Consider the following 15,450-nt stretch of genomic DNA (forward strand, 5'->3'; position numbering starts at 1 on the left):
CGGCGCGGCATCTGGCCGTCACGTGCCGTCTCGTTACGGCCGGGCGAGCACGCTGCGTGGCACGATCGGGTTCGCCCCAGCCTGGAGGAGCCGCTGGCTGAGCGCTGGGAGTTCTTCGTCGAAGACCTTCTGAACGCGTGTCAGAACAGCATCGATCTCGGSGGCGAGCAGGCGATAGACCTCCTCCTCACCTGCTGTCGGGCGATCGTCCGCGCTATCGACGAAGCTCTGCAAGATCGCCAGCCGAGCCGGAGCGCGCGGCGGGAACTGGCGCGGGTCGTCCATGCGCGGCTCCAAGAGTTCATCGACGAGCGCCCCGAGGCGCTCGATCATGCGCCGCACGTCGTCCACGAGATCGGCCGCAGCGCCGCTCGCTTCCAAGCGGTCACGCCACTCCAGGAGCTGGCGCCGGGTATCGCGCAGGCGGTTGATGGCATCGTGTGCTTCCGAGACCTTGTCGCGGATACGCACGAGCAGTTCGTACTGCCGGACGAGGTCCTCGCGGGTGACCGAGAGGCGCGGATCGGGCCGGATCTCGAGCGGTTGCGTCCAGTTCCGGTCGCCCACGGTCAGGCGAACCTGGTAGGTACCGGGCACCACGCGCGGGCCGACCAGGTACCCCTCGTAGGGTTTGTCGCCGATGGCCCGACGGGCACCTTCGATGCGGAGGTCCCAAACGAAGCGGTGGAAGCCAGGAGTCTTGGCGAGGCGCGGGGGAAGGGATGGCTTCTTCTCGTCCGGCACATCGGGTAGTGGATCGACCGGCTTCTCGCTGGAAAAGCGCCGCAGCTCGCGGCCATCCGCATCCAGGATGCTCAGCGTCACCTCGGCTGGTTCTTCAGAGAGGTAGTAGGTGATGATCGCGCCGTCCGGCGGATTCTGACCAGCGTCGAGCGGTCGCGCCTCCTTGACACCGGTCGGTTGTTCGGTGACCCAGGCCGCATAGACGATCGGTCCGGCCCAGCGGTAGCTCACAGTGTTGGGTACTTCGCTGCCGTATCCGGGATAGGTCTTGAAGCGGATGGTCGGACGCGGAGCGAAGAGAGAGGCCGGTCCGTCCAGACGGGCCGGATCGAATTGGCGCAGCGGCGTCACGTCGTCCAGGATCCAGAAGCTCCGACCGTGCGTCGCGACGACCAGATCATCGTCCTTTACGACGAGATCGTAGATGGGGCAGATCGGAAGGTTCCCCTGCCAGCGGTGCCAGTGCTGGCCGTCGTCGAGCGAGATCCAGAGCCCGGTCTCGGTACCGAGGTACAAGAGCCCCGGCTTGGCTGGATCGACGCGGAGCACGCGGCAGATCGTCTCCTCCGGAAGATCAGCGCGCAGCGAGTGCCAGGTCTTGCCGCCGTCGCGCGTGACGAAGAGGTAGGGGGCTGGATCATCGAGTCGGTAGCGGTGAGCAGCCAGGTAGACCGTCTCCGGGTCGTGCGGCGAGACCTCGAGCGACGCGACTGTGGCCCACTCGGGAAGCTCCGGTGGGGTGACGTTCTCCCAGGTCACGCCGCCGTCACGAGAGACGTGCACGAGGCCATCATCGGTGCCAGCCCAGAAGACACCAGGCTGATGGGGCGATTCGACGAAGGCGAAGATCGTGCAGTAGACCTCGGCCCCGGTGTTGTCGCGCGTGATCGGTCCACCAGATGGCGCGAGTTTCTCCGGATCGTTCCGCGTGAGGTCAGGGCTGATCACTTCCCAGGTGTAGCCGAGATCGCGCGAGCGGTGCACGACCTGCGAGCAGACGTAGAGCGTGTTGGGATCGTGCGGCGAGAAGAGGATCGGGAAGGTCCACTGGAAGCGGTAGCGGAGCGATTCCGCTCCCTCCGCCATGCTCGTCTCGTAGGGCCAGACCGTGATGTTGCGCTGCTCGCCGGTCCGCCGGTTGTAGCGGATCAACCTCCCATTCCCCTCGCCGCTCCCGATCGCTCCACCGATCACGATCGCGGGGTCGTCCGGCTTGACCGCGATGTGCCCGCTCTCGCCGCCTCCCGGTTCTTCCCATTCGCAGGTGGTGATGGCTCCGTTGACTGAGCGGCTGGGCAAGGCGATCGCCGTATTGTCCTGCTGGGAACCATAGACCCAGTAGGGGAAGCGGTTGTCGACGGTCACGTGGTAGAGCTGGGCCGTCGGCTGGTTGAACTGGGTCGACCAGGTGCGACCGCCGTCGAAACTGACGCACGCGCCCCCGTCGTTACCGTTGATCATGCGCAGTGGATTCTTGGGATCGATCCAGTGATCATGGTGGTCACCGTGCGGTGTCGGAACCTCGCTGAAGGTCTTCCCACCGTCGATCGACTTCCAGAGTTTGAGATCGAGCACCCAGAGCGTGTCGGGATCGACCGGATCGGCGCAGAGATGATGGAAGTACCAGGCGCGCCAGCGGAGGTCACCCTTGTCGCTCACTCGCTCCCAGGTCTCGCCGTAGTCCTCGGAGCGGAAGAGCGCCCCATCCTCGGCCTCGACGAGGGCCCAGAGCCGTCCCGGCTTGGCGGAGACAGCCAGTCCCACGCGCCCGATGATCCCCTTGGGGAGTCCAGGCTTGCGGGTCAGTTCTTCCCACGTCTCTCCACCGTCGGTGGAGCGGAAGATGCCGGAGCCGGGACCACCGCTCACCAGCTTCCAGGGCCAGCGGCGTGCCTGCCAGAGCGCTGCGTAGAGGATGCGTGGATTGTGCGGGTCCATGACCAGGTCGATGGCCCCAGTCTCGGCGTCCCGATACAGGACGCGCTCCCAGGTTCGCCCACCGTCGCGGCTGCGGAAGACGCCGCGCTCCTCGTTGGGGCCGAACGCGTGGCCGAGCGCCGCCACGTAGACGAGGTCAGGATCGTGTGGATGGACGCGGATCTTGGCGATATGCCGGGTATCGCGCAAGCCGACGTTGACCCAGGTGCGTCCGCCGTCGGTCGACTTGTAGACGCCGTCCCCGTGCGAGACATTGCCGCGGATGCAGGCTTCACCAGTCCCGACGTAGAGCACGTTCGGATCGGACGACGCGATCGCGATGGCACCGACCGCAGCCGTCTGGAAGAAGCCATCCGAGACGTTCCACCAGGTCGTCCCCCCGTCCTCGGTCTTCCAGACGCCTCCGGCACAGGCACCGAAATAAAAGACCATCGGGTCCTCGGGGTGCCCGGCCACCGCCACGACTCGCCCGCCCCGATGGGGGCCAATGCAGCGGAAGCGGAGCGCTTCGGTCAGGTGTCCGATCAAATCCCTGGACATCGTTACTACCCTCCTCCCAGCCGTCAGCGCTGATGCCGCCTCCTCGCCTCCGGTTGCGGCACCGCTCACCAGTGTCGCATGAGTGCGCGCTGTAGAGAAGTCGTCGACCGGAGTCGCCGCCGAACCGCACTCGCCTGATCGCCAGGGAGCGGCGCGGCTCCGTCCCCGTCGGTTTCGGCGCCAGCGTGTCGCACGCGTGGTTGCTCGCGCACCGGTCCCTACTGGACGCACCCTGGCCTCTTGCGGAAAGAAACCGTAACGGCTATGCACTCGCTACTCGAGTTCGAGGTGACGCGTGAGTCGTCGATGGGTGAACGCTCGCTTCCCGAGGGGCCATGGCGTGCTGGCTGGGCGCTCGACTGGCATACCGAGCCAGCAGAGCAAGGCGGCGTGCACCGTACCCCAGTCGCGGAGCGGCTCTACCAGTTGCAGTACCAGTCAGATGCCAGTTAGGTGGCGCCGTTGGTCGTAGCCCTGGCTGACTTTCTCGACACGAGGGTCGTCAGGCTGTGGTTGGCCGCGATCGTTCCTGTTCCCCCGTCCAACGAGGATCGTCCTCTCCAACCGGTGCGTGAGCTGGCGCGTGCACTCGCCGAGCGGACGGGGCTGCCTCTCGCCGAGCGGTATCTGGTAAAGCAGCGGCCGACGCCGATGCTGAAGAGCATCGACTCGCTGGCCGAGCGGGAACAGGAACTCGCTGGGGTTTTTACGGTGACCGATCCGGAGCGCTACCGCGGCCAGTGGGTGCTGCTGTTCGACGACATCTGCCAGACGGGCACCACACTTGCGGCGGCCACGCGGGTACTCCGCGAAGAGGGTGGTGTGGCTGGGGTGTATGTGCTGGTGGTGACGCTGACACGCACCTATCCGGAAGGCGCGGGCGGTGCGTGGAGAACACGCTTTCGTTCGCCGGACAGGGACGATGTGGAGGGGGACCCGTGGGGCGACCAAATACCTTTCTGAGATACGTACTCGTGCGGCAGACAGGGGCGTTGCGGCGAGCGGGGTAACCGACTGGATCGAACTCGTTCCCGAAGACCCGCGGTACCCGCTCCAGCTCCGCGAAGGGGCGAAGGACGTCCGGCCACCGACGCTCTTCTGCCGGGGCAACCTCGAGCTTCTGGCGTCGGATCGACTGGTCGCCATCGTCGGGTCGCGCCGTGCTCGAGCGGGCATGAGGGCACGGCTTCAGAAGTTCTCGCTCATACGCCTTCAAGCGCGTCGTTCTCCTGAGCCAATGAACGGCCAATGAACGCGAGAGCCACCGTATACTGACTGACCCTAAAACGACGTGCTCGTTCTCGGATACAGCAGCTCGAGATTCGGCGCGGACAGGGATAACTCGTTCGTTATCATGGATGCGCGGGTGTCGTGCTCCCCCATACAGCGTTCTTCATCGCTCGCACTGTGCTCCCTCGTCCGAGCCGCCGACGTCGGAGCGAGGCGCTCACCCAGGTTCGCGCGTGCAGTCGGTTCAGGTTGTCGCTTTGTGCTCCGATCAGCCTGCTTCCGTTGGGCTACATGTCGTGGACCATCCTCCGTGCGATCTCCCTGACTGCTCGTCCCGCGCGCTCCTCCCAGAGGCAGGCACACGACGGGGTCGTTTGGCTCGAACGGTGTCCGCTGTGAGTCCAGGAAACGGTGCCGGCCGGGACGCGGTCGGCAGCAGGTGTTCCGACCCGGAGGGCTCCAGCCCCGGAACGGGTCGGTGCTTGGTGCCTCAGGTGGGACCAGTGCGCGCTCGTCGCCACCTGGCTCGCCGGCGCCCGTCGTTCGCTCACCGCCGGAAGGGGAAGGGCTCGCGGACGCGGATGCGGTGAAACTCCTCCGCATAGTGCATGCCGTGGCGCACGCCGCGCTCCATGGCGGCCTGGCGCAGCCAGCGCTCGACGAGGGCCAGCCGGTCTCCGAACTGGCTGCGATGCGCACGGAGCGCGGCGAGCTTGCGCTCGAGCGTCGTCGTGATGTCGACCGCATGGTTCAAGACCGGTGCGTTGATCACCCAGATCTCCTGGACGTGGTGCGGAGCGAGCCCCTCGCGCAGGAGTTCGGGAAAGTCCCAGGCGTTCCCTGCTGCCGGGTAGGCAGCTGCCAAGGCGGCTTGTCCGACCGCCAGATGATCGGGGTGATAGCGCCCGACCTGGTAGGCGGGAGACCAGTTGCGCTCCGGTGAGGGAATGACCAGCACCTGTGGCCGGTAACGGCGGATCAGGCGCACCAGATCCCGGCGGAGTTCCAGGGTCGGCTCCAGCTGGCCATCCGGATAGTCGAGGAAGTCGACGCTCGCCAACCCGAGGATCCTGGCTGCCTCGCGCTGTTCCGCCTTGCGCTGCTCGCTGATGCGCTGGCGGGCTTCTGGGCTCACGTCGGTCGCGTCGTCCGGCCCGCCCGCTCCACCATCGGTCACCACGACGAGCCGGACGATCCAGCCTTCTTCCACCCAGCGCGCGACTGTTCCACCACAGCCGATCTCCATGTCGTCCGGATGAGCCACGATCACCAGCGCGTGCCGTTCGTCCCGCTCCGTGGTCATCGTCCTTGTCTCCTTCCGCCATCCTTCACTCGGTCCGTTCGCCGACCTCGACGATCCAGCAGGACGCTCGCCCGACTCTCCGGCACCCGATCTCACCTCGTGCTCGCGGTGCAGAGAACGACCGAGAGCGAGCCGATCGTCCAGCGATCCACTGGCAACGGTACTGCAGACGAACGCGCTAGCGGTATCCGACTCACACTCGATCCGGTGCTTTGGCGGATTCCTGAAAGCACGATGGGGGAACGTCGCGACAGAGCGTGCTGGGGCGGCGAGACAGACGTACCGCTGAACCGCAGTGCGGCACGAGCGGCGGTGCCGAAATGATCGACGGTTTGCGGCAACCCTGGCGGTTGCGCAGCAGTTTGCTCATCGTCCTGATCGACTTTGGACCTGGGAAGCTTTCTGAGCTGGGATCGGCGATCGGACGGAGTATCCGCGAGTTCCGTCGGAATGTGCGGGACGAGACGTCGGGTCAGCGAGCCGCTGAGAGAGCGCGCACTCCCGAGACGGCGTTCTTGCGTTGGACACTGGCTCGCCTCCGACGTGTTCCGGGGTTCCGAGTTCCCGGTTACTGAGCTGCCCAATGTAGGGCGGGAACCGGGCACCGCGCGAACCTGCTCATCGGCTGGTCGACCGCCTCGTGTCAACTGGCTCCTCCGCGCTATCCTTGGTGCGCGGGCTATGGAGCGAGTTCGCCGTACCTAGGACAGTCAGAGCTCTCATCGGGCAGCTCCGGAGAGTCGTTTCGCCAGGTCGCTGACCCCTCGCTCGACCGGTCTTCGGTGCGCCGAGCGCTCCCTAGAGCCAACGAGAACGGCGATGCTTGGCAGGACAAGTCTCCCGTTCGAGCGACGCCGAGGAGACGACAGGGTGTCGACGGGCCCCCTTTCGCCCTCGGCTTTACTTGCCGACATGGAGAGTGGGCGAATCGCGCCGTGCCGGAAAGGAACGGGGAGCCATGCCGCGCTGGGTCGTAGCGCTCCTGGTCGCACTCATCGGGGCGAGCCTGAACGGCGTCCTCGTCCCGACCAGTGCAGCGAATGATCCGGAGGCGCTGGTCCGCCCACCAGCTGGCTTCGCTGCTGCCCAGTCAGCTCTGCTCGCTCAGGCTGCCGAACGCGCCCGCTACCAGCGCATCTTCCCGCCGGATGACCGGGTTCGCGTCACGCCGACTACGAGCTTCCCGGCCTCAGCGATCGTCCTCCTCGTCGGTGAAACGGCTGACCGGAGGCTGTTTTCCTGCTCCGGGACGCTGATCGGACCGGCAGTTGTCCTCACGGCCGCGCATTGCCTCTACCTCGCCGAAACGGGTGGGTGGGTCGCCCGCCTCGCTGTCGTCCCCGGAGCCGATCGCCAGAGAGGGCAACTGGTGACCCCGTTCGGAACCGCGTCCGCGATCGACGCATCGGTGCCGCGCGGATGGGTGGAGGGCGGGACGAGCCCGGACAAGACGTACGACTTCGGAGTCGTCCTGCTCGATCGGCCGCTGGGCCTGCAGGCTGGGAGCTTGCCGCTCGCTGTCGTAGCCGATAGCGAGTTGGAGAACCGCTCCTGGCCGGTGACGACAGCTGGCTACCCGAGCGACAAGCCGTTCGGCACGCTTTGGTTCGCGCCAGTCGGGCGGCTCCTCGTGCAAGGTGACGACTTTTTCCTGACCGACGCGGATTGGATCGAGGGAGTGAGCGGTGGCCCGCTCTTGCGCGAGGACACCCAGAGCGTCTTCGGGATCGCTGTGGCTGAATCGTTCGTGGCCAATATCGCTCGCCGGGTGACACCAGATGTCGTGCGCTTCGTCGAGCGCTTTTGTGCCGACGCTGGTTGTCAGCTCGGGGCATCGCGGCCCCCGGCGCCGCCGGGTGAATCAGGACCGCGCCCAGCTCCACCATCGCCCGGCGTCGGGATGCGCTTCGTCGCGGTGGAACCGGCACGCTACGCGACGGTCCTTCCTGGCAGGGTGCGCGTGAGTGTCCAGGTCGAGTCGGAACGGCCGCTGCGCGAGTTGGCCGTCCGCGTGGCGTCCTACGAGGCGCGCAGTGACCAGCCGACCGTGTCGCTGGATGCCTGGCTGGATCCGGGGAACTACACCATCGAGGCGGTCGCCCGCGATACCAGCGGACGCGAACTGCGCACGATATGGGATATCGTGGTGAGCTGGGATCTCGGCGATACGCTGTGGTTCGACAGCCAGGGGCGCCCCAAGGCCGAAGCAGTCAACGCGACCGTGCGCGCGTTGGTCGAGGCCTTCCGCTGGCACCTTTACGGGACGAGTTGGGACGGACGTGACCATCGTGGCGCGATGCCGACCCATGCCCAGGCGGTCCGCCCGCCCGAACCGGTGCCGGTCCTGGTGAACGCCGACGGCTTCGACCGGGAGGTCACCGTGACCACGCTCCGTGCGCTGGTGGAAGCCTTCCGTTGGCACCTCTACGGTATCTCGTGGGACGGCGCACCGCACCCGGAAGTGCCGACACACGCCCAGCGGCTCCTCCCGCCGGAGCCGGTTGACACCTGGTTCACCCCTGAGGGGCAACCGATCCCGGAAGCGATCACCGGCACATTGCGTGCGCTCCAGGAGGCCTTCCGTTGGCACCTCTACGGTGCCACCTGGGATGGGACGCCGCGCGTCGATATGCCGACCCATGCCTGGGGATGATGCCGCGCTCATTGCCCCCCGGCCAGCGGGATGACCGCACCATTCAGGGCAGCTCCTTCCTGTGAGCAGAGATACCAGAGCAACGCTGCCACCTGTTCCGGCTTGACCCACTTGGTGAAGTCGGCGGTGGGCATGGCGGCGCGGTTGGCGGGCGTGTCGATCGTCGCCGGGGCGATGCAGTTCGCCGTGACGCCGGTGCCGCGGCACTCGCGCGCGATCGCCAGCGTCAACGTCACGACAGCCTGCTTGACCGCTGCATAGGCGACGGCACCGGGACCAGGATCGAGCGCGGCTCGGGCACCGACGGTGACGATCCGCCCGGAACCCTGTGCGAGGAGGTGCGGGAGCGCCGCCCGCAGCACGGAGACGGTCGGCCACAGATTGAGCGCCAGCAGCTCCTGCCAGACCTCCTGCCCCGTCTCGGCGAGACGACCGGGCCGGAAGCCACCGGCCAGGCACAGCACCCAGTCCAGACGACCGAACCGTTCGAGCGCAGCAGCCACCGCCCGTTCGCCTCCCTCGGGATCGGCGAGGTCGACGGCGAGCCCGTCGACGAGGCCGGCCAGCGAGCCGAGCGACTCTTGGAGTTGCTCCCAGTGTGCGCTCGTGCGATAGGGCACGAGGAGACGCGCACCTCGCTCGGCGAAGAAACGGACCACCACCGATCCGACTTGCCCAGTCCCCCCGCTTACCAGCGCGACCGGAACCTCGCCCGTCATCTGGTTCTCCTCTCGTCCGCTCGAGCACAGCTCGAGGCTGAGTGTACGGAGGAGGTCAAGGGAGCGCGAGTGGTTCTGGTCGACCGATCGCGAACCCTTGTGCGTGATCCACTCCGAGTTCGCGGAGGAGCGCCAGCGTTTCCGCGCTCTCGACCCACCCGGCGATCGTTTCCGCCCCCACAGCGCGGGCGAGCGCGACGATGGCGCGCACGATGCTCTGGTTCACGGGGTTCTCCGCGAGATCGACGATGAACATGCCATCGATCTTGATGAAGTCGATCGGCAAGTGACGCAATTGGTAGAGGGACGAATAGCCGACCCCGAAGTCGTCCAGCGCGATGCGACAACCGCGCTCGCGCAATCGTTGGAGGTGCTCGTGCGCTTGGACGAAGTCGATCAATGCTGTTGTCTCGGTTACCTCGAGGACGAGTTGTCTCGGGGCGAACGGGCAGCGTTCGAGCAGGTCGCGCAGCACAGCAAAATGACGCGCTTCGCGCAATGTTCGAGCCGACACATTGAGATGAATGCGGCCGCGACTCGTGAGATTCAGCTCGCACGCACGCTCGAGTACCCACAGATCGAACTGGGGCACGATCCCGAGACCTTCCGTGACAGGGAAGAACATGCCGGGTTCGAGCACTCGCTCACCTTCCCGAAGACGAATCAGGAGTTCGTAGGCGGCGATGCGCTCGCGGCGAAGGTCCAAGATCGGCTGTGCGAAGAGCAAGAGGTTCCCGTTCGCCAACGCCGACTGCACGATGGAGAGGTGCGCTGTCCTCGGCTGTTCGGGTTCCGCGATCGCGGGTTCGTAGACCTCGAGACGGTCACGCCCGCGGTATTTGGCCTGGTAGAGAGCCCGGTCAGCGGCGATGAGCAGTTCCTCGACTGTCGTCCCGTGCTCCGGAAAGAGCGCGATGCCGCAGCTTGCGCGGAGGCGGATCACCCGATCGGGCAGTGGGACCATGATCTGCCCGATCACGTCGAGCAACCGCCTGCCGACGCATTCGGCCCCCTCACGGGTAACCGGGTGCAGAAGAGCAGCGAATTCGTCTCCGCCCACGCGGGCGACGAGGTCGTCGGATCGCAGGGTGCCGATGAGCCGGTTTGCGACTGCACGCAAGACGGCGTCACCAGCAGCGTGACCGAGTCGATCGTTCACCTCTTTGAAGTGGTCGAGATCGAGGAGCAAGAGGGCACCGGATCGTCCGCTCCGCACGGCACGAGCGAGCCGCTCCTGCAGCGTCTCGAGCAACGCGTGGCGGTTAGCGATACCGGTCAGCGTGTCATGACGGGCGAGGTATGCCAGGCGCTCCTCGACACTCTTGCGCTCGCTGATGTCTTCGACTGTTCCCTCGATGACGAGGGACTGACCAGCCGGTGAGTGGTCGGCCCGAGCCGAGACACGCACCCAGATCAGCCTGTTGTCCCGACGTCGCCAGCGGAATTCGGTACCGGCCAGGATGCCATCACCCCCTAACTGGTGCAGCCAGCGCTGGGCTTCCGACCGATCGGCAAAGGCCTCGCTCAGCAGCTGCCCTTCCAGTTCATCGGGACGCTCCCAACCGAGCAGGGTAGCCAGTGCCCGGTTCGCCCGCAGGATGCGCCCATGAGCATCGAGTTGGAAGACACCGATCGGCAGCTCGCTGATCAGTCGCTCGGTGCGTTCATGATCCAGCGCGCGCATCAGTCCGACCGCAACGATCTCGCACAACAAGGTGGCGAACCGGAGCTGCTCCTCGCTCACCGGGCGAACTGTCCAGTAATTGGCCACGATCACGCCAATCGGTTGCCGGGTCGCATAGAGTGGGAGGAAAGCGGAGAGGCGGACTCCGGCTTGCTGCACCGGTGTTGGAATATGAAACGGCCAATCGGGTTGGTCGAGTTGGACGGTGAAGGGGTGACCGGTATGGAGCGCCCAGGCTGGTCCGTTGTGTGTCGGCGGTTCCAGTGGGAGCCACAAACGACCGATCCAGTCAACTGCCCAGCCATGGGCAGCCCGGAGAACCAGGAACTGTCCGGAAGGATCAACGGTGAGCAAACTGATGGCATCCGGCTCGAGCACGGGCTCGAGTGCGGCGAAGAGCGCATCGGCGACCTCGACGACGCTACTCAGCCCGATCAGCTGTTGTGCCAGGTGCGTCGCCTGGACCTGCTCGTCCGAGCGAAGCCGGGCGAGTTCAGCTGCGAGCTGCGTTCGCTCGATCGTCGCAGCCAGGAGCTCACCGACGAGATCGAGCACCGCTTTGTCGCTGGGAGCGAGGTGGGGGAGAGAGCGATACGCCAAATTGAGAACGCCGAGAATCGGCCCGCTGGGAAGCCGGAGCGGGATGGAAAGATGCCAGGTGAGTTCCCCGGTCCCCCGGTGGTCACCGGGCTGTTCGCGCAGGCGAGCCAGGCGCTCGCAGGCGAGCACGGTCGCGGTCTCCGTCAGCTCGCCAGCCAGTGCCATCCGCTGGCAGCGGCACGGTGACCAGCGGAGTTCTTGGCGATCACCAGCCTCCAGAGCGGGCGGAAGTCCGGTCGCAGCGACCAGTTCGAAGCGCTCCCCGACGCGCATAGTGACCCAGGCAGCGGCGGCAGCGAACGTCTCGTAGAAGAGCGGAAGCGCTTCGGCCAGTGCCCGGCGGACATCGGACTCCCGATTGAGGAGAAGCATAGCCCGAGCGAGCGTCGCGAGCCGAGCTGTCTCCGGGAGCACCGCTTCCGTCGCGGAGGATACGCGGGCAGGCGGATCGGCACTCTTTGCCACGGTCTCCACCTCATCTCGGCGCTCGGCGCGCAGCGACAGCCAGGCGACAGCGTCTTCTCTTGCTATGATAACGTGCCTTTCTCATCCGTGTTATCTAGCCCAAAGGTCATGATTCGCCGTGGAGTGGGCGAGGATCGTCGATGCAATGCCGCTTCTGCTCGATCAACTCTACAGTGGTGCCGAAGCGGTCGCGCTGAATCCGCGCTCGCTGGCTACCAGGTGCAGGATGCGCCAGCCAGCGAGGCGCAGAGCGGCGACCTCGGCCAGTGTTCCCGGCTGGCCGTGCGGGCCAAAGGTCCAGTCGCGCTGGTGCGTCGCCGGCTCGACGGCCAGCGAGCGCACGGGAGTTCGCCAGCCCAGGCGAACCTGGAGGAGCGCATCGTAGCCGTGATAGCTCGGCTGGGCGTTCATGCCGAAGTGACCCAGGGGATACTCGTACCGGTGCAAGGCCAGCCAGGCCGGGCCGTTCACGACGACCAGCGGCCAGCACGGAGCAGCCCGTGCAGCGGCAACGACAGCTTCCTGCGCTGCGCTCGCCTGCTCGGCCAGCTTGGTCCGCCGGGCGACGAAGGTCACCCCTTGCAGGAGGGCCAGCGCGACCAGCAGGCCGCTGAGCGCCACCGCGACCAGTCGGCCGCGTGGCCAGCGCCAGCCGGCCCGCGGCAGCATGCCCCAGAAGGTCGCGAGAGCCGGTGCGACCGGATAGAGCAGGCGCGGTCCGTCCTGGACGTACCCCGCAAAGGGGAGAAAGCAGACTACTGGCGCGAAGAGGAGGAAGCCGAGGACTAGGATCGCTGCAGCCGAGCGTGCCTGGCCCCCCAGCCCGTGGACGAAGAGCCCAGCGCCGAGCGCGAGGAGCGCGGAGACGGAGACGGCGCTCCAGGCGTGGCGGGTCAACCACTCCGCATCGACGAGGACCGTGAGCTGGCGCGTCACCGGGTAGGCAGCCGCTTGCAGCCAGAAGACGACGTTCTGGAGGCGATCCCACCAGGTCACGGCGCGCGGGCCAGGCTTGGCGAAACCCCAGAACCAGAGCGCGACGTAGGCACCGTTGCCCGCCAGCGCGCTCGCCAGCCATGGAGCGAGAGCGCGCCAGGCGCGCCGAGCCCCCCTGGGCACCAGCGTGCCGGCGAGCAGCAGGCCAGCCAGTGCGCCGGTCTCGTGCAAGCCGGGTGCGGCGAGCGCGAGGAGCAGAGCGAGCCCGCACCAGATCCACCGCCGCTCGGTGTCGTCGCCTGCGCGGAGCCAGGCCAAGAGCGCCCCGAGGAGGCAGCTGGTAACCAGGAGGTGCGGCAACGAGCAGACGATCTGCACGGCCTGATAGGCGAAGGGAAAGCTGGCGAACAGTGCCGCCGCGAGCGTGGACGCGCTGCGCCCAGCCAGTCGCCGGACGAGCCGGCCGAGCAGGAGCACGTTCGTGGCGTGGAGGAGCACCGCCAGGGCGTGATAGTGCCAGGGCTCTCGCCCGCCGACGAGTTCGTGTACCAGCTTGTAGACGACGAAGGTCAGCGGGCGGTAGTAACTGAAGCCGGGGAGCGGGCGGAGCAGGAGATCCTGGTAACTCGTCTCCCGCGCCAGCAGAAGATCGTAGCTGTCGTCCAGGAGAAAGCTGAAGCGGAGCGAGGGCAAATAGAGCGCGAGCGCCAAGACGACCGGGGCGAGGGTGAGAACACCCAGCAGGGAGCATCGGCCGAGCGCGCGCACGCGGTGCTCGCGCCATCCTCGGGCTGCTCCGTGCTGGTCACTGCCGGGCATCTGCCTGCCCGTCCTTCCGCTGGCTCGGTCGGATGATACCGAGTCGGCCAGGGAAACCGCTCGTGCGTCCGCGCACCGACAGACGTGGCATCCGCCTCCGGCGGGCGCCCGATCGGCCGGGCGCACGTTATGAGACGACCGCTCGGCTAACGGGGCAGAACCGACGCTGCGTCCTCGAGCCGGCGAGCACGGGCGCTGGCTCGGCCGCGCCGAGCAGCGAGTGGCACAGCGTGCGCGTGCTTCCCAACGCGCGACGCGGAGCGGAAACTGGCGCGAGCAGCGATGCGGCTGATCCTGTTCCGCAGAACCGAGGTGGGCAAGTCAGTGGGCACAGTGTTCTCGGTGCTCAGAGGCTGCCGCGCCAGACGGCCCTGCGTCAGCGGGTCACGGTGAGCCCCAGGAGACTGCCCATCTCGCGCAGTTGCTCCCGGGCCTGCTCGATCGCCTGGCCCTCGCGGGCCGCGCGGAGCAGTCGCTCCGCGGCATCGGCCAGCAGCTGAATCGCACGTGGCGTATCCAGGTCGTCGGCGAGGGCAGCAGCCAACTGGTCGCGCAGCGGGGCGAGATCGAGCGGACTGCCGCTTCCGCCGGGGGCGGTGACCGCCTCGCGCAGCCGTTGGACGAGCGGCTCGAAGCGAGCGGGGCCGTCGTCCTCGTAGGCGAAGGGTGTCCGGTAGTGGTGGCTGAGGAGATACAGGCGGATTGCGTCCCCAGTGTGCCGCCGCAATGTATCGCGGACCAGGACCAGGTTGCCGAGTGACTTGGACATCTTGGCACCCTCGTACTCGACCATGGCCACATGGACCCAGAAACGGGCAAAGGGGCTCGTACCGGTGTAGCTTTCCGACTGGGCGATCTCGCTCTCGTGATGGGGATAGATGAGATCGTAGCCGCCGCCGTGCACGTCGATCTGCGGCCCCAGGTACTTCATGGCCATGGCACTGCATTCGATGTGCCAGCCGGGCCGACCAGGCCCCCACGGACTGTCCCAGGTCGGTTCACCTGGTTGGGCTGCTTGCCAGAGAAGGAAATCGAGCGGGTCTTCCTTGCGGGGATCCTGCGGGTCGGCGCCCCGCTCGGCCGAAAGGCGGATCATCTCGTCGCGGCTACAGCGACAGAGGTGCCCATAGTCAGGGTCACTGGCGACGCGGAAGTAGACGTTACCGTCACGCATGTAGGCTGCCCCGCGCTCGAGGAGTTTTTGAATGATCTCGATCATGAGCGGGATCTCCTCGGTCGCCCGGGGGAAGACGGAGGGGAAGAGCACATTGAGGGCGTTCAGATCCTCCTGGAACTGGCGGATGTAACGGTCGCCCAGCCGATCCCAGGGCTCACCGACCTGGCGTGCCTTGCGCAGGATGTCGTCGTCGATATCGGTGATGTTCTGAACGTACTTGACGCGCCAGCCATGGTACTGGCAGATGCGGTTCAGGATGTCGAAGACCAGATACGTCATGGCGTGGCCCATGTGAGTCGTATCGTAGGGAGTCACGCCGCAAACGTAGAGGCGGACGGTTCGTCCGTCGAGTGGGGCGAAGGGCTCGATCGTCCCGGTCAGCGAGTTGAACAATCGCACGGCCTCGCTCGCTCCCTCCAGCATTCCGGCAGCTCGCTTCGCGTATCCTACCATCGGAGTGCCAGGTCGGAGTTCCCTGATTCGGGAAGGGAGGGTACGATGGCTGGTCAGGTCGGTGAACGGGCTCCCGAGTTCCGTTTGCCGAGCACGCTCGGGCATCCCTTAGCGTTGTCCGAGATCCTCGCTGAGCGGGTCGCCGTTCTCGCCTTTTTCCACTTCGCCTTCACGAGTGGCTGAGCGAAC

12 protein-coding genes are annotated in these 15,450 nt (G+C 66.6%); 6 read left to right on the top strand and 6 right to left on the bottom strand.

Annotated features, from left to right (window positions below; genetic code table 11):
• Window positions 1-33: 33 nt before the first annotated feature.
• Window positions 34-3,222 carry a WD40/YVTN/BNR-like repeat-containing protein gene (locus tag TRD_RS08870; RefSeq protein ID WP_041436084.1) on the bottom strand — a complete coding sequence of 1,063 codons (3,189 nt, stop codon included), beginning with the start codon at window positions 3,220-3,222 and terminating at the stop codon, window positions 34-36.
• Between the two features lie 288 nt (window positions 3,223-3,510).
• On the opposite strand from TRD_RS08870, the gene TRD_RS14865 reads away from it, so the two are divergent.
• Genes TRD_RS14865 through TRD_RS15380 form a run of 3 tightly spaced genes read left to right on the top strand, consistent with a single transcriptional unit; the run spans window position 3,511 to window position 4,474 of the window.
• A complete protein-coding gene (locus TRD_RS14865) occupies window positions 3,511-3,675 on the top strand; it encodes a hypothetical protein (RefSeq protein ID WP_169302295.1) in 165 nt (54 codons plus the stop codon).
• 9 nt (window positions 3,676-3,684) lie between these two features.
• A complete protein-coding gene (locus TRD_RS13760) occupies window positions 3,685-4,185 on the top strand; it encodes a ComF family protein (RefSeq protein ID WP_015922842.1) in 501 nt (166 codons plus the stop codon).
• On the top strand, window positions 4,145-4,474 hold the full coding sequence (locus TRD_RS15380) for a DNA-processing protein DprA (protein WP_015922843.1): 330 nt from the start codon (window positions 4,145-4,147) through the stop codon (window positions 4,472-4,474). The genes TRD_RS13760 and TRD_RS15380 overlap by 41 nt, the downstream gene beginning before the upstream one ends.
• Before the next feature lie 525 nt (window positions 4,475-4,999).
• Here the strand turns inward: TRD_RS15380 and TRD_RS08885 are convergent.
• Window positions 5,000-5,755: a PIG-L deacetylase family protein gene (locus TRD_RS08885; RefSeq protein WP_015922844.1), complete on the bottom strand. Its 756-nt coding sequence runs from the start codon at window positions 5,753-5,755 to the stop codon at window positions 5,000-5,002.
• 320 nt (window positions 5,756-6,075) lie between these two features.
• On the opposite strand from TRD_RS08885, the gene TRD_RS08895 reads away from it, so the two are divergent.
• Window positions 6,076-6,330: a twin-arginine translocase TatA/TatE family subunit gene (locus tag TRD_RS08895; protein WP_015922846.1), complete on the top strand. Its 255-nt coding sequence runs from the start codon at window positions 6,076-6,078 to the stop codon at window positions 6,328-6,330.
• A 383-nt stretch (window positions 6,331-6,713) separates the two neighbouring features.
• Window positions 6,714-8,408 (top strand): trypsin-like serine peptidase, encoded by a 1,695-nt coding sequence (locus tag TRD_RS08900; RefSeq protein ID WP_015922847.1) that lies wholly within the window; start codon window positions 6,714-6,716, stop codon window positions 8,406-8,408.
• Between the two features lie 8 nt (window positions 8,409-8,416).
• On the opposite strand, the gene TRD_RS08905 is transcribed toward TRD_RS08900, so the two are convergent.
• The 4 genes from TRD_RS08905 to cysS all read right to left on the bottom strand — a co-directional run bounded on the left by TRD_RS08905 (window position 8,417) and on the right by cysS (window position 15,231).
• Entirely contained in the window at window positions 8,417-9,127 is a 711-nt protein-coding gene (locus TRD_RS08905) for an SDR family oxidoreductase (protein WP_015922848.1), read from the bottom strand.
• A gap of 55 nt (window positions 9,128-9,182) precedes the next feature.
• On the bottom strand, window positions 9,183-11,876 hold the full coding sequence (locus tag TRD_RS13765; RefSeq protein ID WP_015922849.1) for a putative bifunctional diguanylate cyclase/phosphodiesterase: 2,694 nt from the start codon (window positions 11,874-11,876) through the stop codon (window positions 9,183-9,185).
• A gap of 168 nt (window positions 11,877-12,044) precedes the next feature.
• Window positions 12,045-13,631, bottom strand: coding sequence for a glycosyltransferase family 39 protein (locus TRD_RS08915; protein ID WP_015922850.1), 1,587 nt, complete (start codon window positions 13,629-13,631; stop codon window positions 12,045-12,047).
• A 376-nt stretch (window positions 13,632-14,007) separates the two neighbouring features.
• A complete protein-coding gene (gene cysS / locus TRD_RS08920) occupies window positions 14,008-15,231 on the bottom strand; it encodes a cysteine--tRNA ligase (protein WP_015922851.1) in 1,224 nt (407 codons plus the stop codon).
• A 75-nt stretch (window positions 15,232-15,306) separates the two neighbouring features.
• Between cysS and TRD_RS14630 the strand changes: the two genes are divergently transcribed.
• On the top strand, window positions 15,307-15,444 hold the full coding sequence (locus tag TRD_RS14630; protein ID WP_015922852.1) for a thioredoxin domain-containing protein: 138 nt from the start codon (window positions 15,307-15,309) through the stop codon (window positions 15,442-15,444).
• Window positions 15,445-15,450 lie beyond the last annotated feature (6 nt).

Origin of the sequence: Thermomicrobium roseum DSM 5159, from assembly GCF_000021685.1 — a bacterium.
In the GTDB taxonomy this organism is placed as follows: Bacteria; Chloroflexota; Chloroflexia; order Thermomicrobiales; family Thermomicrobiaceae; genus Thermomicrobium; species Thermomicrobium roseum.